Source organism: Hazenella coriacea, assembly GCF_004341825.1.
Classification (GTDB): Bacteria; Bacillota; Bacilli; order Thermoactinomycetales; family Thermoactinomycetaceae; genus Hazenella; species Hazenella coriacea.
This window is the reverse complement of the sequence record NZ_SMAG01000002.1, coordinates 172197-196118: the sequence shown is the minus strand read 5'-3', so window position 1 is coordinate 196118 and position 23922 is coordinate 172197. Positions and strand designations below refer to the sequence as shown.

At 40.9% G+C, this 23922-nt stretch carries 27 protein-coding genes; 2 read left to right on the top strand and 25 right to left on the bottom strand.

The genetic code is table 11. The features are described 5' to 3' along the window. Window positions 1–47 precede the first annotated feature (47 nt). Window positions 48–173 (top strand): hypothetical protein, encoded by a 126-nt coding sequence (locus EDD58_RS15230; RefSeq protein ID WP_279389093.1) that lies wholly within the window; start codon window positions 48–50, stop codon window positions 171–173. Window positions 174–224: 51 nt separating this feature from the next. On the opposite strand, the gene fabZ is transcribed toward EDD58_RS15230, so the two are convergent. From fabZ to EDD58_RS04255, 6 genes are all read right to left on the bottom strand, one after another. Next, the gene (fabZ, locus tag EDD58_RS04280; RefSeq protein WP_131923612.1) at window positions 225–650 is read right to left on the bottom strand and encodes a 3-hydroxyacyl-ACP dehydratase FabZ; all 426 of its coding nucleotides are present in this window, start codon (window positions 648–650) and stop codon (window positions 225–227) included. 133 nt (window positions 651–783) lie between these two features. Then, window positions 784–2094, bottom strand: a complete 1311-nt coding sequence (locus EDD58_RS04275) for an NAD-dependent malic enzyme (protein WP_131923611.1) — start codon at window positions 2092–2094, stop codon at window positions 784–786. An 83-nt stretch (window positions 2095–2177) separates the two neighbouring features. Continuing rightward, window positions 2178–2699, bottom strand: coding sequence for a CDP-alcohol phosphatidyltransferase family protein (locus EDD58_RS04270; RefSeq protein ID WP_131923610.1), 522 nt, complete (start codon window positions 2697–2699; stop codon window positions 2178–2180). Window positions 2700–2797: 98 nt separating this feature from the next. Continuing rightward, complete coding sequence (locus EDD58_RS04265) at window positions 2798–3520, bottom strand: DNA-directed RNA polymerase subunit beta (protein ID WP_131923609.1); 723 nt, start codon at window positions 3518–3520, stop codon at window positions 2798–2800. Between the two features lie 294 nt (window positions 3521–3814). Continuing rightward, on the bottom strand, window positions 3815–4108 hold the full coding sequence (gene spoIIID, locus EDD58_RS04260; RefSeq protein ID WP_131923608.1) for a sporulation transcriptional regulator SpoIIID: 294 nt from the start codon (window positions 4106–4108) through the stop codon (window positions 3815–3817). 173 nt (window positions 4109–4281) lie between these two features. Then, on the bottom strand, window positions 4282–4974 hold the full coding sequence (locus tag EDD58_RS04255) for a M23 family metallopeptidase (RefSeq protein WP_131923607.1): 693 nt from the start codon (window positions 4972–4974) through the stop codon (window positions 4282–4284). A 303-nt stretch (window positions 4975–5277) separates the two neighbouring features. On the opposite strand from EDD58_RS04255, the gene splB reads away from it, so the two are divergent. Next, window positions 5278–6300 carry a spore photoproduct lyase gene (gene splB, locus EDD58_RS04250; RefSeq protein WP_131923606.1) on the top strand — a complete coding sequence of 341 codons (1023 nt, stop codon included), beginning with the start codon at window positions 5278–5280 and terminating at the stop codon, window positions 6298–6300. 76 nt (window positions 6301–6376) lie between these two features. Here the strand turns inward: splB and EDD58_RS04245 are convergent, their stop codons facing one another. The 19 genes from EDD58_RS04245 to atpD all read right to left on the bottom strand — a co-directional run bounded on the left by EDD58_RS04245 (window position 6377) and on the right by atpD (window position 23890). Next, window positions 6377–6907, bottom strand: coding sequence for a hypothetical protein (locus EDD58_RS04245; RefSeq protein WP_131923605.1), 531 nt, complete (start codon window positions 6905–6907; stop codon window positions 6377–6379). 1 nt (window position 6908) lies between these two features. After that, a complete protein-coding gene (locus tag EDD58_RS14750; protein ID WP_165875789.1) occupies window positions 6909–7064 on the bottom strand; it encodes a hypothetical protein in 156 nt (51 codons plus the stop codon). A gap of 88 nt (window positions 7065–7152) precedes the next feature. After that, window positions 7153–8214, bottom strand: a complete 1062-nt coding sequence (gene spoIID / locus EDD58_RS04240) for a stage II sporulation protein D (protein WP_131923604.1) — start codon at window positions 8212–8214, stop codon at window positions 7153–7155. Window positions 8215–8406: 192 nt separating this feature from the next. Continuing rightward, the gene (gene murA / locus EDD58_RS04235) at window positions 8407–9714 is read right to left on the bottom strand and encodes a UDP-N-acetylglucosamine 1-carboxyvinyltransferase (RefSeq protein ID WP_131923603.1); all 1308 of its coding nucleotides are present in this window, start codon (window positions 9712–9714) and stop codon (window positions 8407–8409) included. Window positions 9715–9734: 20 nt separating this feature from the next. Next, a complete protein-coding gene (locus EDD58_RS04230) occupies window positions 9735–10463 on the bottom strand; it encodes a YwmB family TATA-box binding protein (protein WP_165875788.1) in 729 nt (242 codons plus the stop codon). A 163-nt stretch (window positions 10464–10626) separates the two neighbouring features. Continuing rightward, window positions 10627–10869, bottom strand: coding sequence for a DUF1146 family protein (locus tag EDD58_RS04225; RefSeq protein ID WP_165875787.1), 243 nt, complete (start codon window positions 10867–10869; stop codon window positions 10627–10629). A 468-nt stretch (window positions 10870–11337) separates the two neighbouring features. Continuing rightward, the gene (locus EDD58_RS04220; RefSeq protein WP_131923600.1) at window positions 11338–12861 is read right to left on the bottom strand and encodes an NADH-quinone oxidoreductase subunit N; all 1524 of its coding nucleotides are present in this window, start codon (window positions 12859–12861) and stop codon (window positions 11338–11340) included. A gap of 3 nt (window positions 12862–12864) precedes the next feature. Continuing rightward, window positions 12865–14388, bottom strand: a complete 1524-nt coding sequence (locus tag EDD58_RS04215) for a complex I subunit 4 family protein (protein WP_131923599.1) — start codon at window positions 14386–14388, stop codon at window positions 12865–12867. Continuing rightward, window positions 14385–16244, bottom strand: a complete 1860-nt coding sequence (gene nuoL, locus EDD58_RS04210) for an NADH-quinone oxidoreductase subunit L (RefSeq protein WP_131923598.1) — start codon at window positions 16242–16244, stop codon at window positions 14385–14387. The genes EDD58_RS04215 and nuoL overlap by 4 nt, the downstream gene beginning before the upstream one ends. A gap of 39 nt (window positions 16245–16283) precedes the next feature. Then, complete coding sequence (gene nuoK, locus EDD58_RS04205; RefSeq protein WP_131923597.1) at window positions 16284–16589, bottom strand: NADH-quinone oxidoreductase subunit NuoK; 306 nt, start codon at window positions 16587–16589, stop codon at window positions 16284–16286. Between the two features lie 3 nt (window positions 16590–16592). Further along, window positions 16593–17096, bottom strand: a complete 504-nt coding sequence (locus EDD58_RS04200; RefSeq protein WP_131923596.1) for an NADH-quinone oxidoreductase subunit J — start codon at window positions 17094–17096, stop codon at window positions 16593–16595. Further along, entirely contained in the window at window positions 17093–17545 is a 453-nt protein-coding gene (gene nuoI, locus EDD58_RS04195; protein ID WP_131923595.1) for an NADH-quinone oxidoreductase subunit NuoI, read from the bottom strand. Before nuoI ends, EDD58_RS04200 begins: the two co-directional genes overlap by 4 nt. Before the next feature lie 72 nt (window positions 17546–17617). Further along, window positions 17618–18592, bottom strand: coding sequence for an NADH-quinone oxidoreductase subunit NuoH (nuoH, locus tag EDD58_RS04190; RefSeq protein ID WP_131923594.1), 975 nt, complete (start codon window positions 18590–18592; stop codon window positions 17618–17620). Next, window positions 18592–19692 carry an NADH-quinone oxidoreductase subunit D gene (locus EDD58_RS04185; protein WP_131923593.1) on the bottom strand — a complete coding sequence of 367 codons (1101 nt, stop codon included), beginning with the start codon at window positions 19690–19692 and terminating at the stop codon, window positions 18592–18594. The genes nuoH and EDD58_RS04185 overlap by 1 nt, the downstream gene beginning before the upstream one ends. 3 nt (window positions 19693–19695) lie before the next feature. Continuing rightward, window positions 19696–20490, bottom strand: a complete 795-nt coding sequence (locus EDD58_RS15225; protein ID WP_131923592.1) for an NADH-quinone oxidoreductase subunit C — start codon at window positions 20488–20490, stop codon at window positions 19696–19698. Then, window positions 20487–21005: a NuoB/complex I 20 kDa subunit family protein gene (locus EDD58_RS04175; RefSeq protein WP_131923591.1), complete on the bottom strand. Its 519-nt coding sequence runs from the start codon at window positions 21003–21005 to the stop codon at window positions 20487–20489. The genes EDD58_RS15225 and EDD58_RS04175 overlap by 4 nt, the downstream gene beginning before the upstream one ends. Beyond that, the gene (locus tag EDD58_RS04170) at window positions 20996–21367 is read right to left on the bottom strand and encodes an NADH-quinone oxidoreductase subunit A (protein ID WP_131923590.1); all 372 of its coding nucleotides are present in this window, start codon (window positions 21365–21367) and stop codon (window positions 20996–20998) included. Before EDD58_RS04170 ends, EDD58_RS04175 begins: the two co-directional genes overlap by 10 nt. Before the next feature lie 599 nt (window positions 21368–21966). Continuing rightward, a complete protein-coding gene (locus EDD58_RS04165) occupies window positions 21967–22362 on the bottom strand; it encodes a F0F1 ATP synthase subunit epsilon (protein WP_279389092.1) in 396 nt (131 codons plus the stop codon). Window positions 22363–22495: 133 nt separating this feature from the next. After that, on the bottom strand, window positions 22496–23890 hold the full coding sequence (atpD, locus tag EDD58_RS04160; protein WP_131923588.1) for a F0F1 ATP synthase subunit beta: 1395 nt from the start codon (window positions 23888–23890) through the stop codon (window positions 22496–22498). Between the last annotated feature and the right edge of the window lie 32 nt (window positions 23891–23922).

Sequence of the window (23922 nt, the reverse complement as noted above, 5' to 3'; positions counted from 1 at the left end):
GTAGCGAATACTACATTACAAGCAAGGAAGCAGGAGCGAGTTTAAAAATGAAAAAGAACCGAGTTGCCAACGATTCAGTGAACTGTGCTGTTGGTCTGATTAACGGTCTTCTCATGAGTTTGCCCATCTGGGGATTAATCTATTTCTTTTTACGTTTCTTTTTACTTAGTTGAAAATGAAAGAAGAAGGAAGGCCACTGGAGGTAACCTTCCTTCTCGTATATATTATGATATCGCAAACATGAGTTCTCCTTCGAGAACCACTTTGTCTCCAACGCGAGCTGTTGCTTTTCCTTTACCCATACTAGAGCGTAAACGAATCATTTCCACTTCAAGGGTTAGTACATCGCCTGGTTTCACTTGATCTCGAATACGAACTTTATCAATCCCTGTGAAAAAAGCGAGTTTCCCTTTGTTTTCCTCCATACTTAAAACAATTACTGCCCCCACTTGAGCAAGTGCTTCTACGATCAATACACCAGGCATCACTGGATAGTCTGGGAAGTGACCTTGGAAAAAAGGCTCGTTGATCGTGACGTTTTTAATGCCTACAGCTCTCTGTTTGGGCTCTAACTCTATAATTCGGTCAATGAGCAGAAATGGGTAGCGATGTGGAATGATCTCTTGAATCTGCTTAATATCCAGCTCCATAATGAAGTAGTTTCCCCTTTCATCGTAACCTTCCCTCATTATACCGAAAGCAAAACCTGATTACTATTCTACCTTTTCTGCAAACCAACGAATTTGAATATCATTATAAAAAAAAGACCAGATATTCACCTGATTATTGGAGAGCTACTTGCTCAACTGCTTTGGCCACTTCAATATGAACTTTAGGGTCTAGAGGGTGAGGAGCTAGTTCACCAGGGCTTGTACAATCAGCAATCGCAGTAGCGGCTGCGACTAACATATCGTGTGTAATTTGTGTAGCTCCTGCATTGAGGACACCTCGAAAAATCCCCGGAAACCCTAAAACATTATTAACAGAACGACCATCAGCAGAGAAAGCAGCCCCAGCCTTTACAGCTTCCTCAGGTTCAATCTCAGGTTTGGGGTTAGATAATGGTAAAATGACTTGACCGTCTCGAACCATCTCGGGTTGAATCAACCCAGGAACACCTGTAGTTGCCACCACAATATCGCATTGACTCATTAATTGCTCCACGGAATCGAGTGGTGTTCCACCATAATTGGAAAGACGTTCTAAAGCTTCGGGTTGTCGATCGACTCCATACATTTCTTTGACACCATAAGCCATAAACATACGACAAATCGCCAATCCAGCAGCACCTAAGCCTATTTGACCCACAACAGCTTCCTTGAGATTAATTCCTGCAGAACGACAGGAAGAAATCACAGCTGCAAGAGTTACCACTGCTGTTCCATGTTGATCATCATGCATCACTGGAATCTTAAGTTCTTCCTTTAGTCTCTCTTCAATTTCAAAACAGTGCGGTGAACCTATATCCTCTAATAAAATACCACCAAATCCCTGAGAAATATGTTTGACCGTTTTTACGACTTCCTCTGGATCACTTGTATCTAAAAGAATCGGAACTCCACTAATCCCCGCAAATCTATCTAATAAAGCCGCTTTCCCTTCCATTACAGGCATTCCTGCTACAGGTCCAATATTACCTAAACCTAGAATAGCTGTTCCGTCAGTGACAATCGCGACCGTATTCCCAATACTTGTATAAAATCTTGCCTTCTCTGGCTCTTCTTCAATCACACGACAAACATCAGCTACACCAGGTGTATACACACGGCGTAAGTCGGCTAATGAACGAATGTCAATCCGACTTTTCATCTGTATTTTTCCACCTTCATGTGCACGTAAAACATCATCTGACACGGCATGCACAGTGATTCCATTTTCTAAATCGCTGATTGAACTGACTACTTTTTCTAGTTGCTCATCACTTGCACAATGTACGGTGATATCTCGAACCGTAGAAAAAGGTCCAATTTTGATCGTTGTAATATCACCAATATCCCCGCCTTCTTGCCCAATAGCTGTAGTGACTTTACCTAAGTTTCCTGGATTTGATGGTGTTTCTACACGAATAGAACGAATGATATTGCGTACAATCATACGGGCACCTCCTAGCTAATTATCATACAAGATATCTAAAAACAAAAAAAGAATCGGGAAGAAATTTCACCCCGATTCTTCTATTACAAGGTCTGTTCGTTGATCGTTTTTAGCTGAAGCATGTAGATGAGTGTAGTGATATAGGAAAGTACAATCACAACCCATAAAAATGTCTCAGCCATTGGATAGCTCAACATAATCATAAATAGCGCAATGTAGAACAGGAATGTTGTTAGTTTGCCGAGGATATTTGCTGGTACCGTTTTTCTTCCACTGAAATGGAAAATAGCAGAGCAGACGATCATCGCTGCATCCCGGAAGAAAATAGCAGCTGCTGCCCAAATACTAATTTTTCCAGAAATCAACAGAGATAAAAAGACGGAAAGCATCATCAATTTATCGGCGAGGGGATCTAACATAATTCCCAATTGGGTAATTTGATGATTCCTACGAGCAAGGTAACCATCGACGACATCGGTGATCCCTGCAAGGAGAACAATCCCTAACGCCCATAACATGTTCCCTGGTAGTTCTGAAAAGAATACAACAAAGTAAACAGGGATTAAAGCAAAACGAACCAAGGTAAGCAAATTGGGCAAGTTCATCTTAGGACTCCCTCCTTACAGCCTTGCCGACAAAGTGGACATCACATCGTAGATAAACACAAAAGACTCCCGTCTGTTGCTCCCTTACATAGACGGGTTTATTCAGAGTAGATGAGATCATAAATGTGTTCCCACATACTTAAATCAAACACACCAGTTGCAGACTCTCCACCAAAAGAGTGCCCAAACATTAGCCCAACAATTAGTACAATGATCAGAAGTAATGGTAACCATAAAATCTTCAACGCTTTCTTGGCAATAACTTTCCCTTGCGATGATTCACCTTCATCGGTATGATCACCATCATCTTCACCCAGATCTAATGTTGACATATTTGAATTCCCTTTAGACCTAGTCGATCGATTTTTTGCTGAAGAAGTCTCTTCTTTTGGATCAGGTTCAATTGGATACTCTTTAAAATCGATCGGAGTTAACGTATCCTCTAAAGATAAGGAACGTTGCTTCGAATTGTCGTTACCTTCTGGTGACGATTGATAAGGCTCTGACAGATTTTCACTACTTTGACTAGCTGCAATCTGATCATGCACTTCTTTTGTTGATGCTTTCTCTATATGATCTTCATCCATCTTAGGAGCTGGAGAATTTGGTTGTTGCTTATTATTCCCCAAATTCAATTGTGTATCTTGTACCTCTTCTTCCTCTTTGCTCCATTTGAGCTTACCCACAGGCAAACGTGATTCTTGCTCTTTACTTAGCTCTTTTAATGGGGGATTCGGTTTCTTTCTACTAGGCTCTGTTGGACGATTCTCCACTTTTCCCGACTGATTATCAACTCGTTTTTCTTTGTCCGGATAACTCATTTAGCATTTCCTCTCCAAGCTAACTTCTACTTAATAACTGCTCGTCCTATTAAAAGAAACATACTTTCAAGGAAAAATCGATCATATTAACTAATTCATGGGCTCATTCCAACTGTTCATAAATAGAATATATCGTAACTCTTGACATAAGTCTACACTAACGTTTCAACCAGTATGTGAGAGTTTTGTGGGTTTTCATATCGAAAAGCACCGGAATTTATTTAAAATCCATAAAACCTTCAAAACATAACGAAATATATTAACCATTTTTCCGGTGCTGTAGAGATTAGATATTTAAATCCTAACTGTGATCTCCCTTGACCTCAGATCTTTAACTGGAGATTTTCGCTTATATTTTATTTTTGTTGCTTCCCCTCCTCGAATATGGCGAATCGATTTATGATACTCAAGAATCTCTTTCACTTGACTTGCTAAATCTGGATTAATTTCAGGTAAACGCTCCGTCAAATCTTTATGAACCGTACTTTTGGAGACCCCAAATTCTTTAGCAATAGTCCGTACCGTATTTCTAGTCTCTACAAAGTATTGCCCTATTTTTATGGTTCTTTCTTTTATATAATCATGCACTTGATGGCTCTCCTCCTCTCGTCATATTTGGTACATTATATGAGCGGTTTGAAGGGTTATTCTCTATAAACAAGCCTTGACAAGCTAAAACGTGATATTTGTTTGAATTAGAACCGCCTCGAGGTCTAATTCAAACAAATAAAAAAACCGCCCTAACTAAGGACGGTCCCACATTAATTTTTTAAGTATTGCTCAGGATTCAACGTTTGGTTTTGTTTATTTCGAATTTCAAAATGGAGATGAATCCCTGCATCTTTTTCAAAAGTGTTGCGACCCGCTTTAGCGATGACATCTCCTTCTTTTACAGCTTGACCTTTTTTAACTTTGATATCATCGAGGCTTTGATAAACACTTACGATCCCACTCTCATGCTGAATCTCAATTTGTTGTCCAACAATGGGATGATCTTCTACACGGACAACTTTACCATCTAATGTAGCAACAACATCAAACGTTTTTCCGTCTTTTCTAGCAAAGTCCATACCACTGTGAGGCCATAAGGCACTTGCGTATCTCACTAAAGAAGCTTCACGTTTATTTTCCGGAGTCGCTTCATCATAATACTCCATGGTTTTTTCCGCTTGTGAATCTTTAGATACAGGCATGGCTAACTGATCATCTGTTGGATTCATGGGTAGAGGTTCTGTAGGTAGAATCGTATCTTGACTAACTGGAAGTTTAGTTTGTTTGGATACTTCCTGTAGTTTGTATCCTTGATACACCCAAGCGAGTGTGAGAATCAGTGCTGCAGCTGCTAAATAAACAGCTGGGAAAAACCACTTTTTAGCTAGAAGTCGTTTCCATTTTAAACGGCGTTTTGCTTTTTCAAAGGATGGAATTTTGTTGTTTGGTTCCTCAGGTTTCATCGATTAATCACCTCAGCAACCATCTTTGACAGAGAAAACTCATTTTATACCCAACGCTGTCAATTTTTCGTAAATTCACAACCAGTAGTATGTCAACTCAAGATCATTGATGACTGTAGTGTCGATGAAGCCATGATTACCAAACGGTTATCATCGAAGCTCGATTTTGCCTTCCATGAGCTGATCCCTTACGAAGAATAGTAGAAGTTTGCTCCACTATTCGAATTCTACCTGATTACATTCCCACAAACTTGTATAACTTTTAGCCGGTTGGAAAACCCTATTCTCCATAGGAGGTGGATGATGAAGCCATTCCAGCCAGATCTCATCTACTTTGAACCGAATGCACTCAACTATCCGTTAGGTCAAGAATTGTACGAAAAATATCGGGGATTAGACATCCCAATCAAAATGACTACCTCTCATAATCGAATCACTGATTTACCTGGTGAAACCGAATTAGAAAAATACCGAATTGCCAAACGAACATTAGTCATAGGAGTTCGTAAGACACTTAAGTTTGATACCTCTAAGCCTTCTGCCGAATATGCGCTACCTTTGGCTACAGGATGTATGGGACATTGTCACTATTGTTATCTACAGACGACGATGGGAAAAAGACCTTATATTCGGGTCTATGTGAACCTGGAGGATATCTTTCAACAAACTCTTCAATATATTCATGAGAGAGCCCCAGAGATCACCCGTTTTGAAGCAGCTTGTACATCAGACCCTGTAGGGATCGAACATATCACAGGCTCATTAAAGAAAACGATCGAGTTTATCGGTCAACAAAAATTAGGTCGTCTCCGTTTTGTTACCAAGTTTGCTCATGTAGATTCCTTACTGGATGCAAATCATCAAGGACATACACGGTTTCGATTTAGTATCAATGCCTCTTATGTAGTTAACCAGTTTGAGCCAGGCACTTCACCCATTGATGAACGAATCAAAGCAGCTAACAAAGTAGCTCTTGCCAATTATCCTCTTGGATTCATCATTGCCCCGATTATGATCTTTGAGGGTTGGGAAGAGCAATATCATGATTTAGTGAGAAAATTAGCGAATACCTTACCTAGTGACCTACCTGACTTAACCTTTGAATTAATCACTCATCGCTTCACTAAAACAGCCAAAAATATCATTGAAAAGAGATATCCTCAAACAAAGCTCGAAATGAACGAGGAAGAAAGAAAGAAGAAATGGGGTCGTTACGGACGCACCAAGTATGTCTATCCTGATGTTCATATGAAAGCGATCCATGAGCATATGAAACATCTTATCAATCAATACTTTCCAAATGCAGTCATCAGTTATATTACCTAACCAGCAATGTCCTTTAAAGGACATTGCTATTTTTTGTTTGCAATAGTGCTGAATAATGAGAAATCGCAACGCTCTTTTACATCAGGTCAAATTCTGCTCCTACGGGGTATAAAACGATATATTCTTCATCTTCAGGATTTAAATAAGCAATTTTTGCACCCTCTATTAAATTGTTATTTATTAATTCCTCTACAATGGTTTGTGTAGCCTTTTCTACATCAACCACGTAGTTGAAAATATTAGCTGTTCCACTTCCGATATCGCCACCATCACATGAACCATTGCCTGTCCAACCTAAACATTCGTTCATTAAGTCTTCAACAGTGTATCTAAGCTTAAGTGCTGTTTGCCCTTCATTTTCTTTATAACTATATTGAACCACTAGCTGAAACAATTCATCCTCTTCTAGGTACTCAAAACCGTCATTAACTTTTTCTTTAGCTAGTTCATCCATTAATTTTTCTGCCCTTTGAAACACAGGCAATTTCATCTCTTCTGTTTCTCCAAGATCCCCGACTGTGCCGTAATGGATGATTAAGGTTCTACCGTTTTGCCAAACTTCCCAATAGATAGTTTCACTTTCTTCCTGTTTAATTAATTTAATCAAATCATTCCACCCCTTTCATAATTACATCACGATTTAATCCAACATGCCAGTAAGCTATGACATCAACTGCACTATTGGCATCTTCATTAGAATCATCATCAATGTGAATCAAAGCAGCTAACAAAGTAGCTTTTGTTAATGATCCTCTTGGATTCATCATTGCTCCGATACAGCTTATTCATCAATACTTTCCAAATGCAGTCACCAGCTATATTATAAATAGCACTGCCCATCAAAGAACAGTGCTATTTTTTGTCCCCCTGAACAGCTGAAATGGGTTTAACTTTCACACCTTGGTAATAATGCTGAATAATATCTAGCACTTCTTTCCCTTGTTTAGCCATTAAATGGGCACCCCATTGGCTCATCCCTACACCATGACCATAGCCTCTAGTGGTAAAGATCATTTCGTTTCCTTTTACCTGCCAACTAAAATCGGAAGATGCTAAGTGCAGTGCTTCTCTCACTTCACGCCCTGAAAAGATCTCATCACCTATTCGAATTTTGAGAATTCGATTTCCTGCTGTTTTTTCAATCACACGCATCCATTGACCTGGGCTAGCAGCTGTTGGAATGGCAATGGATTTACCCGTTTCTTTAGCTAACAATTGAGTAAACTGATGCATCGTGAGGACTTGTTCTTTATCATATTTCGGTGATTGTTGGTCCCAAGATGAGTCGACACTTCGCAGATATGGATAGTTTGTTAGAAAATAGTCTTCAGAGTTTTCAGTTCGACCATTACTAGTTGAAAAAAAGGCTGCATAGATGGGTTCTCCTTGATAAACAATGATATTTCCTTTAGTTGCTTGGACCGCAGACTCGATCCTCTTTTGTTTCTCGTCGTATTGAATCCCCCAACGACTACGTAATTGTTGTTCTGTTGAGAACACTTGATGTTGAACAGTATCTGTAACATGCGCAGTCTTAGCAATCGTTCCCCAACGTGCTAAATCAGTAAATTCCTTCTTAGTTAGGCGTTTGACAATGTAAGTTCTAGCTGCCAAAGCTTGCGCTTTTAATGCCTCTTCATGAAAGTCTGCTGGCATCTCGGAGGCCACAACTCCTGTGATATACTCCTCTAATGGTACTTCTAGCACTCTCTTTTCTTTAGTTAAGTAAACACGAACCGGTGGCATCTTTTCATCAGAAGGGATAATGGTAGTTTTTTTCTTTTGAACCGCTTCTTTAGCCTCTACTTGCGCTACGGAATCAGTCGATTCAGAAAAGGTCGTGACCAAGAGGGTAGGGACAAGCAAAATCATAAGAGTTAGTATCACAAAAAGAAAAATAATTCGCTTCTGCAATTTTTCCGCCTCCGTTTCTTGTCTTAATCTTTACTACTAAACTATGAAAGTAAATCACTTACTTAGAACAATAAACTAGAAAAAGAAAAAACAGGTAAAGTCTAGCATAGACTCACCTGCTTTTTCTTTTCTTATGATTGGATTGTCGACGTCCTAGGTAATTTCTGCTTATTCGTTGAGAGTTCAAACGAGTTAGGCATAAAAATGTTGGTGAACAGAAGTCTCTTTCTCATCTTCTACATGAACGCGCTTAATCTGAGCACCCAGTCCACTAAACTTCCCTACAATATCTACGTATCCTCGATCCACATGAAGAAGTTCTGTTAGTTCTGTGACTCCATTTGCTGTTAATCCAGCGATGATCAAGGCGGCTCCTGCACGTAAGTCAGTCGCTTTTACTTGTGCACCTGAAAGAGGACGTCCACCTTCAATGATTGCGCTTCGTCCATCAATTTTTATTTTTGCACCCATCCGTTTTAACTCTTCTACATGCATAAACCGGTTTTCAAATACGGTTTCAGTCAAGATGTTTGTTCCCTTAGCCGTCAGCATTAATGCCATCATTTGTGATTGCATATCTGTTGGGAAGCCAGGATGGGGAAGGGTTTTTACATCAATCGGCTTTAACTCTCCATCTGCACGTACATGAATCCCATTTTCTCCATCCAATACATGAACACCCATTTCACGCATTTTGGCAATGAGAGGGGTCAGATGATCAGAAATAGCTCCTTCGATAAATACTTCTCCACGGGTGGCAGCGGCAGCTACCATATAAGTTCCAGCCTCAATCCGATCTGGAATTACTGTGTATTCAGTCCCTCTGAGAATATCTACTCCATCAATCCGAATCTCATCAGTCCCAGCACCACGTACTTTAGCTCCCATCACATTGAGGAAGTTAGCCAAGTCGATAATTTCTGGTTCACAAGCGGCATTTTCTATGACGGTTCTGCCTTCAGCAAGAGTAGCAGCCATCATAATATTTTGCGTTGCTCCTACACTTGGAAAGTCCAGATAAATCGTTGCCCCTTTGAGACGATCAGCCACATGTCCTTCGATATGTCCTTGGGTAATATCAAAGGTAACCCCCATCGCTTCTAATCCTTTGAGATGAAGGTCAATCGGACGACTCCCAATGGCACAACCACCTGGTAATGGAATACGAGCATGCTTTTTCCGTGCAAGTAAAGGACCCATCACAATAAAAGAAGCACGCATTTTACGTACAAGATCGTCAAGATCATAAGCGGTGGAGGTATTGAGCTTCTCAGCATTAATCTTCAACTCATCGTTTCCTATTTCGACTGAGATTCCTAGACGTTCTAGCATCTGGGTAATCGTTTTTACATCTTCGAGCATAGGAACATCTAAAATAGTAATATCTCCGCGTGAAGCGAGTATAGAAGCGGCAATGAGAGGGAGTACGGCGTTTTTAGCCCCATGTACTTTTACTCTTCCTCTTAAACGTGCCCCACCCTGAACAATGATTTTTTCCAAGTGTCTTCCCTCCGCATGAACTAGTATTCTATGGTGATAATCGGCGTTCCGATCGTAAAGATCAGCCGTTGATTATCGTGGCTCCATCTAGAAGCAACCTGTACATTCATCCAACCACCACCTGTCTTTAATCGATCAGGTAACTGTGGGGAATATGCAGATATACTTACTGTATGGCTTGTTCGCATCGATTCAATCTCTGTGGCATGTAACTTTTTTAACGCTTGAACAATGGGTTGTTCTAAGCGGGAAGACATGTTCTTCATCGATCCTTGAAAAGAGATATGAAGCTTAGGTATCAGTCCATTTGATTGAAGAGCATGTACGATTATGTTACGAGCCCGAAGCCATTCTGAATCTGTCTGGCCACGACTTTTAAGTTGAATCGAGATATAAGGTTTCATCCATGTACTTGTGGGTTCATCGTTGATAACGTGTAAATCTATGTTTATGTTTCGTCCGATTTTTCCTGTTGCTATATATTTGATGCCATCTCGATTCGTTTCTTTTTTCTTATTCTTTAATTGTAGACTATTCATCAGCTGAACAACAAATGAATCAAGTTGTTTCGATGACAATCCCTGTTCTACTCGTGATCCATGGTGTAAAACTGCGATTTCCGGTTGTACACCCATTTCTCGTATCGTGTTCAGTAAAATTTCTTCAGGCTCCAACTTCATTTGAGAGCCTACGAGGCAAAAACTGAATAATAACCAAAGTCCAGCCTGAATCATTGAAAAATATTTCATTTTAATCTCCCCTACTTCTTTCATTAGTCCCATTTTTCACAACTGCAGGAGAGTTTATACTTTTCTCGACTAGAGGCTGTTCCTTGAAAAATTACTGATCTGGGCTATTCTTCGTTAAACGCTGACTATGAAGTGTTTAATTCTGCTATGAATCGAATAGACCTTATACAAATAGCCTACCAATCGATCTCGACCAATCTAAATAATCGATAAAAAAGGAAGCGAGAAGATGGCCTAAAACAATCGATAAAATAATTAATAGTGCACGGGCTCTCACAGTATGTTGGGTGCGAAAAATCTTTTCAATACGAATACCAGATAGCACCCACCAACAAACAACCATACATAGTAATGACAAGCAAGTATTGATCAAGGCGTAAACCCCGAAGATATTCGCTCCCCCCATCATATGCACTCCTTTAAAAAGAGGTTCACCATATGAAACCATGGTACAAGAAAATCGATACATTCGCAAAGTTTTTTAGCTAGCTCGACTTGAGCATTTTAATTGCATATGGATCTAGATCCTGTCAGGGGCGCTGTTTCTCTGTCTCACTCTCATAGCGGATCCGCAAAAGTCGTTCGTCAGAGAACTATCTCCCCTCCTAGGCTCAATGAATCAAACTACTCGACTTCTAATTGATTCAAGTTATTTTGCTCAAGTCGAGTACCTAGGCTTTCTGAAAGAAGTGAACAGAGTAGAGAGAAATACAGCTATGTTGATCATTCTGTGATTACTAGTTTTCTAAAGATTGACTCACTCCGATATCTGATCTTTCTTTACAAACTTTAGAATACCCCGTCTCCAAGTCGTTTGGAAACGGGGTATTCAAATATTTAACAAAATGTTTGATTACAGTTCTAAGTTTACTCCTTATTTCTGTTCCAATAAAGTAGCTGGATTCACATTTTCGGCTAAGTTAAACCCTGAACCCCAATTGATCGAACCCAGTTCAGTTAGTAGCCAATCAGGAGCCACACCCAAGCCGATTGTTCCAACCACTCCCACTAGGATCACAAAAGCAGTTGTAAAAGGAATAGCCACTTTCTCTCCATCCACTGGAGAACGGAAGTACATCTGGCGAATGATACCAAAATAGTAGTAATACGAAATGACTGTAGTTAAAATCATCACACCTGCCAGCCAAAACTTACCGACGAGGAACGTATTGGTGATCAGATAAAATTTACCAATAAATCCAGCCGTTAAAGGTAAACCTGCCAATGAGATTAATAACACAGTCATCCCCGCAGCTAGCCAAGGGGAGCGTTGATGGAGACCTGCAAAAGCTTTTAACTCACTGGTCTTCATCTTACTGGTTACAGTCTGGATGATGGCAAACACACCTAACGTCATCAGTAGATAGGCAATCAGATAAAAAACGGTTGCTGAAAAAAGCAAATTACTCAACGTGATTAATGGAACTAGAATATACCCAGCTTGTGCGATGCTTGAGTAAGCCATGAGGCGCTTGATATCAGTCTGCTTTAAGGCTACGATATTCCCCACAATCATGGAAGCAGCAGCAATAATCATCAGCATCGGCATCACGATCTCTGTCCACTGTTGATAGTTAATCAACACCATATAAGCGATCAAAATGATCCGGATGACAAAAGCAAATGCAGCTGTTTTAGAGACCACAGCCAAAAAGGCAGTAACAGGGGTCATGGCTCCTTGATAAACATCGGGTGCCCACATTTGAAATGGAACTGTGGCGATCTTAAAACCAAAGCCAACCATCATTAAAAATAATGATAGAATAACAAACATGTCATATTGAGTGTATACTTCCATCAACCGTTGCTGAACGATAAATAAATTGGTACTACCCGTCAAGCCATAGACAAATGACATCCCGTACAGAATGAAGGCGGAGGATACACCTCCTAGAACGAGATACTTCCAAGCTGCTTCATTCGATTGAAGATGTTTTTTGCGAATTCCTACCAAGATATAGGATGAGATACTTAGTAACTCTAATCCTACATATAGCGTAATGAAATCGGCTGAAGATACCATCATCATTGCACCCAAAGTAGCCGTTAAAAAAAGATAATAAAACTCTCCTTCACTTGTCTCTAAATTTCTCTTATGAACCGAAAGAGATAATAAGAGGACAAGAGCGGCTCCCGCCAAAATGATGGCTTTAAACGTCATACTTAACGCATCGACCCGATAGGTATCACCTAAAATTTGATAAGCAGGCGCATCTAGGTGGTAAATAACCCAACTCTCAGCTGCAATGACAGCCAAAAAACCTAAGATGCCAATCCACTTTCGGGAAGCATGCTCTTTAAACAATAGATCAATCAACGACAGAAGGGCGGCGGCAGAGACGATGATTAGCTCTGGAGCCATCACCTTCCAATTAAAGTCGAGTAAATATTGTTCCATGCCCTACCCTCCCATCTTCGATACAAGTAGTTGCAAAGTTTGTTGCATAGGATCACCCAAAATAGCTGGGTAAACACCGATCAGTACAATGAATCCAACCAAAACCCATATGGGACCTACTTCTTGCCATTTCAGGTCACTGAGGGGTTCGTGACGTTCACGGATGGGTCCAAATGTTATTTTAAGGATTGCACGTAACGCATAGACAGCTGCGAGAATTAAACCTAATGTTCCAACCGCTGCAAAAATCGGTCTCACTTGGAAGAGTCCAACAAAAGCCATTAATTCACTAATAAATCCGGATAAGCCTGGTAGTCCCAACAACGCCATCCCTGCAAATAGTAAGTAACCAGATAAACGTGGCATTGCTTTAGCTAATCCACCTAACTCATCCAACTGAGTGGTTTTGGTTCGCTCATATAAGCTAGAGACTAAATAAAAGAGTAAAGCTGAGATTAAACCATGTGAGACAGCTTGAAATAGGGCCCCTTGAGTTCCAATTTCGTTAAACGCGGAGATCCCTAGGAGAATAATCCCCATATGACTCACACTAGAGTAAGCCAAAACCTTTTTTAAGTCTGTTTCCACAAAAGCGAGAATCGCTCCATAAATAATTCCGATCAGCCCAATGACCAAGATAATCGTGGAGATTTCTTTCATCATCGTTGGGAAAAGACCCAAGTTGAAGCGAAGAAGCCCGTAAGCTCCCATTTTGAGCAAGATTCCCGAGTGAATCATCACCACAGGAAGTGGTGCTTCGACGTGTACACGCAACATCCAAGAGTGGAATGGAAAAATGGGAAGCTTTATTCCAAATGCAATCAAAAGACTGATGAAAGTTCCCCAAACTAACGTTTGAAGCACAGGTTCCAGTTGATCCATGGATGTTAGGTACTCGGGGATCACTTCTTCCAATGTTTGATAGTCGAGTGACTGGGTGAGAAGAAAAAGCCCAATCATCGCAAATAGTAAAAATCCTGATCCTAATCCGTTGTAAAGCAAAAAGTGATTCGCAGCTTTTTCTTTTGAAAGGAATCCCCATCGACCGATTAAGAAGAATGTGCTAACCAAAGTGATTTCAAAGAAGATGAAAAATAGGAAAAGGGTATTGGCTAAAAAGACACCCAACATGCCCACTTCCAACAAGAGCAGTAGCGAGTAGTAGGATTTTGTGTGTTCTTTAATCGTTCGAGAAGCATAGATCGCTAAAGTAGTGATTAGTGCAGTTAATAAAACGAGTGGCATTGACAATCCATCGACACCCATGCTGTAGGTAAATGTCCAACTCTCTTCGGGTGTGAACCAAATTTTAAACCAATCCAACTTTTGCGTGAACTGCATGCTTTTACTCCCAATATCAAAAAGAACATACATCCAACTCGCCAGACCTAAAGGTATCAAACTAGCGAGAACAGTCACCCAGCGGTGCCAACCTTTTTTATCACGTGAAAGCAAAAGAAGTACCAGTAAACCAACTAATGGAGAAAAGGTGACTAATGTGGGTAGCCAAGTTAAAATCCAATTCATTCAAACAACCTCCCCGCTGTCAAACCGACAAGTAACAAAACAAAACCGATCAAGCTGATCAACGCATAAGTTTGTACTTGCCCATTTTGTAGACGGGAACCCAGTTGCCCAATCCAAGAAACCAAGCTGGCACTTAAATGGACAAGTCCACCAACGATAAAGCGATCCCAGCCGTATAGAAACCAACCTAAGCCTTTGAGTGAGTATACAAACATCACTTCGTAACACTCATCAATATAATATTTCCGATGAACCAACTGATACGCCCAAGGGAGCTTTCCAGCTAGTGTAGCAGGTGCTGAAGGTTTCTTCACATACATGTAATATGCCAGACTGATTCCCAAAAGAGCTACGACTACAGCCACAACCGGAATCCAGCTAGGTGCACTTGTCAGAGAAATACTAGTTACTCCAGAACTTTGTGTTAACCAGTCGCTCAACCATGGAGTCGGCGTTTGAACAAACCCTGCACCGATGGAGAAAAGCCCCAAGATGACAATCGGCACCATCATCCATCCAGAAGCCTTAGTTGGTTGCTGTTCAGAACGAGACTCTCCTGTAAACACCATAAAAAAGAGTCTAAACATATAAAAGGCAGTAAAGAAGGCTGCTGTCAGTCCGACAATAAATAATCCGATCCGACCATCAGCATATGTGCTTAGCAAGATTTCATCTTTGGAGAAAAAGCCAGAGAATGGTGGGATTCCTGCTATGGACAAACAACCTACTAAAAACCATATACCTAACCAACGATGGGTCTTCCATAAACCGCCCATTTTACGAAGATCTTGTACATGATGAAGACTCATGATAACAGCTCCTGCACCTAAGAAAAGAAGTGCTTTAAAAAACGAATGTGTCATCAGATGGAAAACTCCTGCCACATAACCCGCAGAGCCAAGAGCAAGCATCATGTAGCCGAGTTGACTCACTGTTGAATAAGCAAGCACACGTTTGATATCATTCTGTGCAACACCAATCGTTGCAGCAAAAATCGCAGTAAAACCACCTACATAAGCAACAACTGTCATTGCCGTCTCTGATGCTTGAAAAAGGAAAAATAGGTTAGCCACTAGATAAACTCCCGCTGCGACCATCGTTGCCGCATGGATTAATGCACTGACAGGAGTTGGACCTTCCATCGCATCTGGTAACCATGTATGTAATGGAAATTGACCTGATTTCCCCATCGCACCGATGAAGATGAGAATAGCAGTGAGTGTGATCAACCCAGCTTCTAACTCACCCATGGATACAGCCATTTTTAAATCACTTAGCTCAAAACTACCGACATGGGCAAAAAGAAGACCAATCGCAATAAATAAGCCTAAATCTCCAATTCGGGTCACGATAAACGCCTTTTTGGCCGCAGCTTTCGCTTCAGGCTTAAAGTACCAAAACCCAACGAGTAAGAAGGAACAGACACCTACCAATTCCCAGAAAATATAGATTTGCAAAAGGTTAGCAGAGATGACTAATCCTAGCATAGAGAAAGTGAATAGAGAGAGATAAGCATAAAATGCAGGAAGTCGTTCATCTTCCTTCATATATCCCCATGAGTAAATCTGAACTAGAAAACTGACTCCACTTACAATCACGAGCATCAAAACTTGTAGTGCCCCTAACTCAAAACTCAACTGGATATCATAGAGTCCCATTTGGAACCAGTGCATCTTCCACGTGATCGGTTTGATCTGCTGAATACTTTCCCACAGCACAGGAAGAGAACAGAAGAAGGCAATCCCTGTCGCACCCATCCCGATCGAGGCAGCGATACTTTTCTTCCAAACCTTCCTCCCTACGATCAGCAGAAGAAAGGCCAACAAGGGGAAGAGGGGAATATATAACGCAATCATTGAGACCCATCCTTTTCCTTAATTTTTCTTGTTTGAAGTTTAACCTTTCATAGAGTTATACTGATCTGCTTCTGCTGTTCCTTTATTTCGATACAGAGCAATTAGAATGGCAATTCCCACAGCGGCTTCTGCTGCCGCTACAGTAATCGTAAATAAGGTAAATATTTGCCCGGTGAGGTTGGGGTATAAGCCAAACTTGGAGAATGCGACAAGATTTAAGTTTACAGCATTTAACATTAACTCAATACAGAATAGAACGATGACCGCATTCCGCTTTGTTAAGACCCCGTATAAGCCAATACAAAACAGGATAGCCGCTAACGCTAAATAAGAAGTGACAGGCATCAGCTAATTCTCCTCCTTTTTTGCAAGAATGACCGCCCCTACCAGAGCGACGAGGAGTAAAACCGAAGCAAGTTCAAAGGGAATCACATAATGTTTAAACACGATCTCCCCTAGTTTACTCACACTGAATTCTTGAAGATTTGCCGTGTCTCCTACGATGGGATTACGATAGATGATCCACATCATCAATCCAAAAAAACCAGCAACTGCTACAAAGCTGAAAACCGTGTGCCATTGATGAATACTAGGGCGATCCTCATCATGATGCTTGGTTAACATAATACCGAATAACATCAGAATCGAAATGGCTCCTGTATAGATCAAGATTTGGATCACAGCAATAAACTCAGCATTGAGTAACAAATAAATCCCTGCGATGCTGAAAAAGGTAAAAGCCATTGATAGAGCCATATGAATCACTTTAGTCAAGTTAATCATAAATACAGCACCACCAATTGCCATTACCGAAAGAATAAAAAAGGCGATCGCCTCACCAGTTAGGTTCATGATTTTTTCCCTCCTGGTGTTTTGGGCTTACTGGACATATTTTCCGCCCGGATATTTTGATTGTTGTTATGAAGCCATTCCATATCTTTAAATAATTCATCACGACTATAAACCGCCAACTCAAAATTATTGGTCATAACAATGGCTTCCGTCGGACATACTTCTGTACACAAATCACATAAAATACAAATTTCAAAGTTTATATCATAAGTGTCAATCACTTTTCCTTTTTTATCAGGATCTGGATTTTTCTTTCCGGTAAGGGTGATACAGTCTGTCGGGCAGATCCGCGCACATTGGTTACAAACAATGCACTTTTCCGGGTCAAAATGTTGGATGCCACGAAAGCGATCTGGCATCACCAGCGGTTCATCTGGATAGCTGACAGTTACTCTGGGTTTTGTCATATTTTTTAGAGTGATGCCAAGTCCTTTGACTAAACCAAACATGCCCGCTTCCCTCCTTCATATCTAAAATACGGTGTTGCATCTGGATCATCACTTTCCAAAAGCGATTGAGCTCTAATAAAACTGACTAAACCAAGGCACTTCCTTTAATGCTGCTGTCACAAAGATATTGAGTATAGCTAGTGGCAGTAATACTTTCCACGCAAACTGCATGAGCTGATCCATCCGAATCCGTGGCATTGTTCCACGAAGCCAAAACAAGAAGAAAACGACACACGAGAACTTTAAGATAAACCAAACAAGAGGTGGTAAAAAAGTAAGTCCAAATGGGGCATTCCATCCACCAAAGAATAAAACAGTGCTGAGTGATGACATTGCAAAGATATAGACATATTCAGCGAGCATAAAGAAGGCGAACCGGAATCCTGTATATTCTACGTGATATCCAGCGACTAATTCAGACTCTGCTTCTGGTAGGTCAAAAGGAGTACGATTCAACTCAGATAAAGCAGAGATCAAAAAGACCACAAACCCTATAAACTGTGGAAAAATGAACCAAACATCTTTTTGTGCTTCCACTATATCAACGAGGTTGATCGATTGGGTGGTCATAATGATGCCCACTACAGACATCACCAGTGGAATCTCATAACTGATCATCTGAGCGGCTGACCGCATACTTCCTAACAATGCATATTTGTTATTGGATGCCCATCCTCCGACCAAAACACCGATGATCGTCATACTCGCAATTGCAATATAATAAAGGACACCGATCGCAAAGTCAGCAAATTGAATCTGATCAGTAAACGGGATCACCGCTAATACTGCAAATGATGGAACAAACGCAATAATAGGAGCTAACTTAAACAAGGAGACATCCGCTTTTGTAGGGATGATATCTTCCTTGATCAACAACTTAAAAACGTCAGCAACTGTTTGGAAAACTCCCCAAGGTCCCACACGATTCGGTCCTGGTCGGTTTTGAATCCAACCAATCACTTTTCTCTCAAATAAAATTGCATAAGTAACAAAACCTAACACAACCATTAACAAAAGAACAGGTGCTAAAATCAACAGGGGATTCATCAGCCATCTACCTCCCCAAGCACGATATCGATGCCTCCTAGAATGGCAACTAAGTTTGAAATATTTTCTCCTTTAAGTAAGTGGGGCAAAATCTGTAAGTTGTAAAATGAGGGACGTCGGAACTTCAACCGCCATGGTTTGTCTTTTCCTTTACTAACAATGTGACAACCTAATTCTCCACGTGGCGACTCGATTCCTACATAAACTTCACCTTCAGGAACGCGTAACACTCGAGGAACTTTTCCCATCGTCGCTCCACCTTCGGGAAATTGATTGACAGCTTGTTCTACGATTTTGAGAGATTCAACAATCTCCTGCATCCGCAAATGATACTTTTCATATAAGTCCCCAACCTTACCAACAGGAACATCAAATTCAAAACGGTCATAAATCGAGTAAGGTTTATTTTTACGTAAATCCCAATCGACGCCTGTCACTCGAAGATTGGCTCCTGAAATCGCATATTGCATGGCCAAATCTCGATCACAGATGCCAACACCTTTGGTTCGTTGGATGAAAATCTCATTTCCGGAGATCAGTCCATGATATTCATTCATTTGTTTTTTCATATATTCAACAAAACGACCCACTTTTTCAATCCAGCCTGGAGGTGCATCCCATTTGACTCCTCCCACTCGCATGTAGTTATAAGTTAAGCGGGCTCCACAAAGCTCATTAAAGAGATTTAAGATTTCCTCTCGATCTCGGAAGGAATATAAAAATGGGGTCAATGCACCAATATCCAACAAATAAGTCCCCATCCATACCAAGTGGCTAGCGACCCGATTCAGTTCCATCACAATGACACGTAAAAAGTCAGCGCGTTCAGGAATCTCCAAGCCCATTAGCTTCTCAGCAGCATGAACAATGGCGTAGTTATTGGTCATGGCTGAAAGATAATCCATGCGATCTGTATAGGGAATAATCTGTGTGTAGTTAAGATTTTCCGCAAGTTTTTCCGTTCCCCGATGTAAATAACCAATGACTGGCTCAGTTTCTACAATCGTCTCTCCATCAATTTTGACGACTAATCGTAATACGCCATGGGTACTAGGATGTTGAGGTCCGATATTTAATAACATTTCTTCTGTTCGGAGCAACGATTATACCTCCTTGTCCAGTGGCTCATAATCTTTACGGAGCGGGTAGCCCACCCAATCGTCTGGCATCAAGATCCGTTTTAAATTGGGATGACCTTCAAAGTGTATACCTAGTAAGTCATATACTTCTCGTTCATTCCAATTTGCGGCTTTCCAGATTTCTGAAACGGTTGGGACACTGGCTTCGTCACGGTCTATTTTTACACGAATTCCAATCTCGTGTTCATGAACCAATGAGATGAAATGGTATACGATTTCAAAATGGGTTTCATAGTCAACACCTGATAGATTTCTAAGAAAATCAAACTTCCAGTCAGCTTCTTCTTTTAAAAGAGTTGCCAATGGGAGCCAATACTCTTTTTTGATAACCATCGTGGGTGAATGATCAGTGGGACGGTTAATATAGGCTTCTGCTACAGCCTCAGGAGCCACACGTTGCTTTACCTTCTCTACCCATTGATCCAGGATGGGTTGTTTGGGTGATGGTTCAAGAGGTTTTTCTTCTTTTTTAGCCGACGGTCTGGGTCTGGCTGCTCCTACTGGACGTGCACGATTGGATGCAACTGGCTTTTTCTCAGTCGAACCAGAAGTATCTGTCGGTTTACTTTTCACATCTTCTGACTTTTTGGGAGCTACTTCCTTCTGTCCTTCTTTCTCTAGGTTAGATCCTGTTGAAGCCTTCGATGTCGCTTCTTTGTTGATACCTTCCTTCGAAGTAGGATCTACTCCAGCCGTTGGCAATTGTGACTTTCGTGTCTGCTCATCTTCAGCTTGTCGGCGATCCTCTTTCTCACTCATTGGCTTGTCACCCTCTTTCCATGCTTCGCTTCATAACGGATTTTCTCTTGCAATTTATTGACACCGTAAATCAGCGCTGCAGGATTAGGAGGACAACCAGGGATATATACATCGACTGGAACAATTTGATCCACGCCTTTAACCACTGAATATGATTTTACATAAGGGCCTCCAGCTGTCGCACAAGAACCCATCGCAATCACCCACTTGGGTTCTGGCATTTGTTCATATAGACGTCGGAGAAGTGGTCCCATCTTTTTTGTTACGGTTCCAGCAACAATCATGACATCCGATTGTCGAGGAGAAGCACGGAAAATCACTCCAAAGCGGTCAAAATCATAGTGAGCTCCACCTGTACCCATCATCTCAATCGCACAACACGCAAGCCCAAATGTAAGCGGCCACATTGAGTTGCTTCGCGCCCATGCTTTAATCATATCGAAGTTGGTGGTCAATACATTCCGCTTCAACTCTTGTTCTTCAAACGGCGTCATTTTTTCTAAATTTACTTCCATTCCAACACCTTCTTTTTCCAGGCGTAAACTAATCCAATCAGCAAAAATAGAATAAAAATAAACATCTCCACTAAGACAAAAATACCAATATCAGCGCGTAATGTATCATACGCAACCGCCCAAGGATAAAGGAATACTGCTTCCACATCAAAAATAACGAATAGCAGTGCAAATAGATAGTAGCGCACATTAAACTGCACCCAACTATCTCCTGTTGGATCGACACCGCTTTCATAAGTAATTGATTTATTCCTTGACGGTTTATGGGGTCGAAGCAGCCGACCAAATGAAAGTGCAACAATAGGTAGAGCAATACCAACGATAAAGAAAACAGCAATTATCGCATTAGGTTCTGCACTCATCCCATCAACCTCCAATAAAAAATAAATCTTAATCTAAACAGACCTGATAAAGCCGACTTTTATAATGATTCCAATATTTCATCAGGGAAGCCTCCAACTACATCATTTATTATGAGAACTACTTCAAAGTTTAGCCTTAAATTTTTGACAAAATACCAAAAAAAGTTCCCAAAGTACATAAATCAATTATTCATTTTCCATTGATCTTCTTCGTACTTTGACAAGTTTGAAGTAGTTTTACTTCATAAAAGAATGACTAACCCTTGGGGACTCTCCTATTGATTGATTATACACCACTTTCTAAACTGTGAGAAGGTTAAGTGGTCATACCAATCATCAACCTTTTAATGTTAAAAAAATCAATAAAGGGAAATTATAGGGCTAAAACTGACAATTAGATTATGAATATTGGAATTATTAATTAGAAACTATCCTTCAAAAGTAAGATTTGCTTCTAATATAGTAGTATTAATGTCCAAATATATGAGTTGCGATCTTTCATCTAAAGCAAGAGGAAAAAAGTTTCTTTTTTTAAAAAACTTATCTCCTCAAAAGAAAAAGTACTCGCTACTTCATGTAGTGAGTACTTTTTAACATTCTTATTTTCTGTTAGCGATATCAAGACGGTTCATAGCACGAGCCAAAGCTAATTCTGCGCGCTTCTGATCCCCATCTTCACTTTTCAAGCGTGATTCAGCACGTTCTTTAGCAGCTTTAGCACGCTCTACATCAATTTCTTCTGGAAGTTCAGCAGACTCAGCAAGGATCGTTACTTTATCTGGACGTACTTCCAAGAATCCACCACTCACTGCGATGACAGATTCATCGCCATCCTTTTTAATGCGAACAGCCGTAATTTTCAATGGGCTGACAAGAGGAGCATGTTTAGGTAAAATACCGATGTCCCCTTCAGCAGCCCGGGTGATCACCATGTCTACTTCATCAGAATAGACTTTTCGTTCTGGTGTCACGATGTCCAGCTGCATCTTACTCACGGACATCATCCCCTTCTGATCGGTAATGCTTCCAATTAGTAGAAAACATCGATCTGTTGATGAATCCCCTGGTAATGGCTATCTCCCACAACCAGGGGGAAAATAGTTCCATAGAACAAGGTTCGAGGACTAATTATGCACCTAGAGTTTTCGCTTTTTCGATCGCTTCATCAATGGTTCCAACCATGTAGAAGGCATCTTCAGGAAGGTCATCATGTTTACCTTCTAAAATCTCTTTGAAGCCACGAACGGTTTCTTTCACAGGTACATAAACCCCCGGTTGTCCGGTGAACTGTTCAGCCACGTGCATGTTTTGGGAAAGGAATTTCTCAATTTTACGTGCACGAGCAACCAATTGTTTGTCTTCTTCAGATAACTCATCCATACCAAGAATCGCAATGATATCTTGTAACTCTTGATAACGTTGAAGAATTTGTTGCACTCCACGTGCTACTTGATAATGTTCTTCACCCACAATAGCAGGTGTAAGAATTCGAGAAGAAGATGCCAATGGGTCTACCGCTGGGTAAATCCCTTTTTGGGTTAATTTACGTTCCAAGTTCGTAGTCGCGTCCAAGTGAGCAAATGCGGTTGCTGGTGCTGGGTCGGTATAGTCATCCGCAGGCACATAAATCGCTTGGATCGAGGTTACAGAACCTGTTTTGGTTGAAGTAATCCGCTCTTGTAATTGTCCCATCTCTGTCGCCAATGTGGGTTGGTAACCTACCGCAGAAGGTAAGCGTCCGAGAAGAGCTGATACCTCAGAACCTGCTTGGGTAAAACGGAAAATATTATCAATAAAGAGTAGAACGTCTTGACCTTCGCTATCACGGAAATGCTCAGCCATGGTTAAACCTGTAAGAGCTACACGCATACGTGCACCTGGTGGTTCGTTCATCTGACCGAAAACCATCGCTGTTTTACTGATAACACCAGAGTCTTTCATTTCATGGTATAAGTCATTACCTTCACGGGTCCGCTCACCTACACCCGCAAACACAGAAAGTCCACCGTGTTCTTGAGCAATGTTATGAATCAATTCTTGAATCAATACGGTTTTACCTACACCCGCACCACCGAAAAGACCAATTTTACCACCTTTAGAATATGGAGCTAGCAAGTCAACAACTTTAATTCCTGTTTCTAACATTTCTTGCTCGGTGGATTGTTGTTCAAAAGAAGGTGCAGAACGGTGAATAGGCAATCTTTCTTCTGCATCTACAGGTCCTGCTTCATCGATGGGTTCACCTAAAACGTTAAATACCCGTCCTAATGATTTCCGTCCTACAGGTACTGAAATAGGTGCTCCTGTATCAATCGCTTCCATTCCACGTACTAAGCCATCTGTGGATGACATAGCAACGGTACGTACAAGATTATCACCAAGATGAAGAGCTGTTTCTAAAACAAGTTCACTGCCATCAGAGTGTTTTACTTTGATCGCATTATTAATTTCTGGAAGGTGACCACGGTCAAATTCAACGTCGACAACCGGTCCTGTCACCGAAATAATACGTCCAGCGCTCATCATGTTCCCTCCTTAACTCATTTCTACTCTTA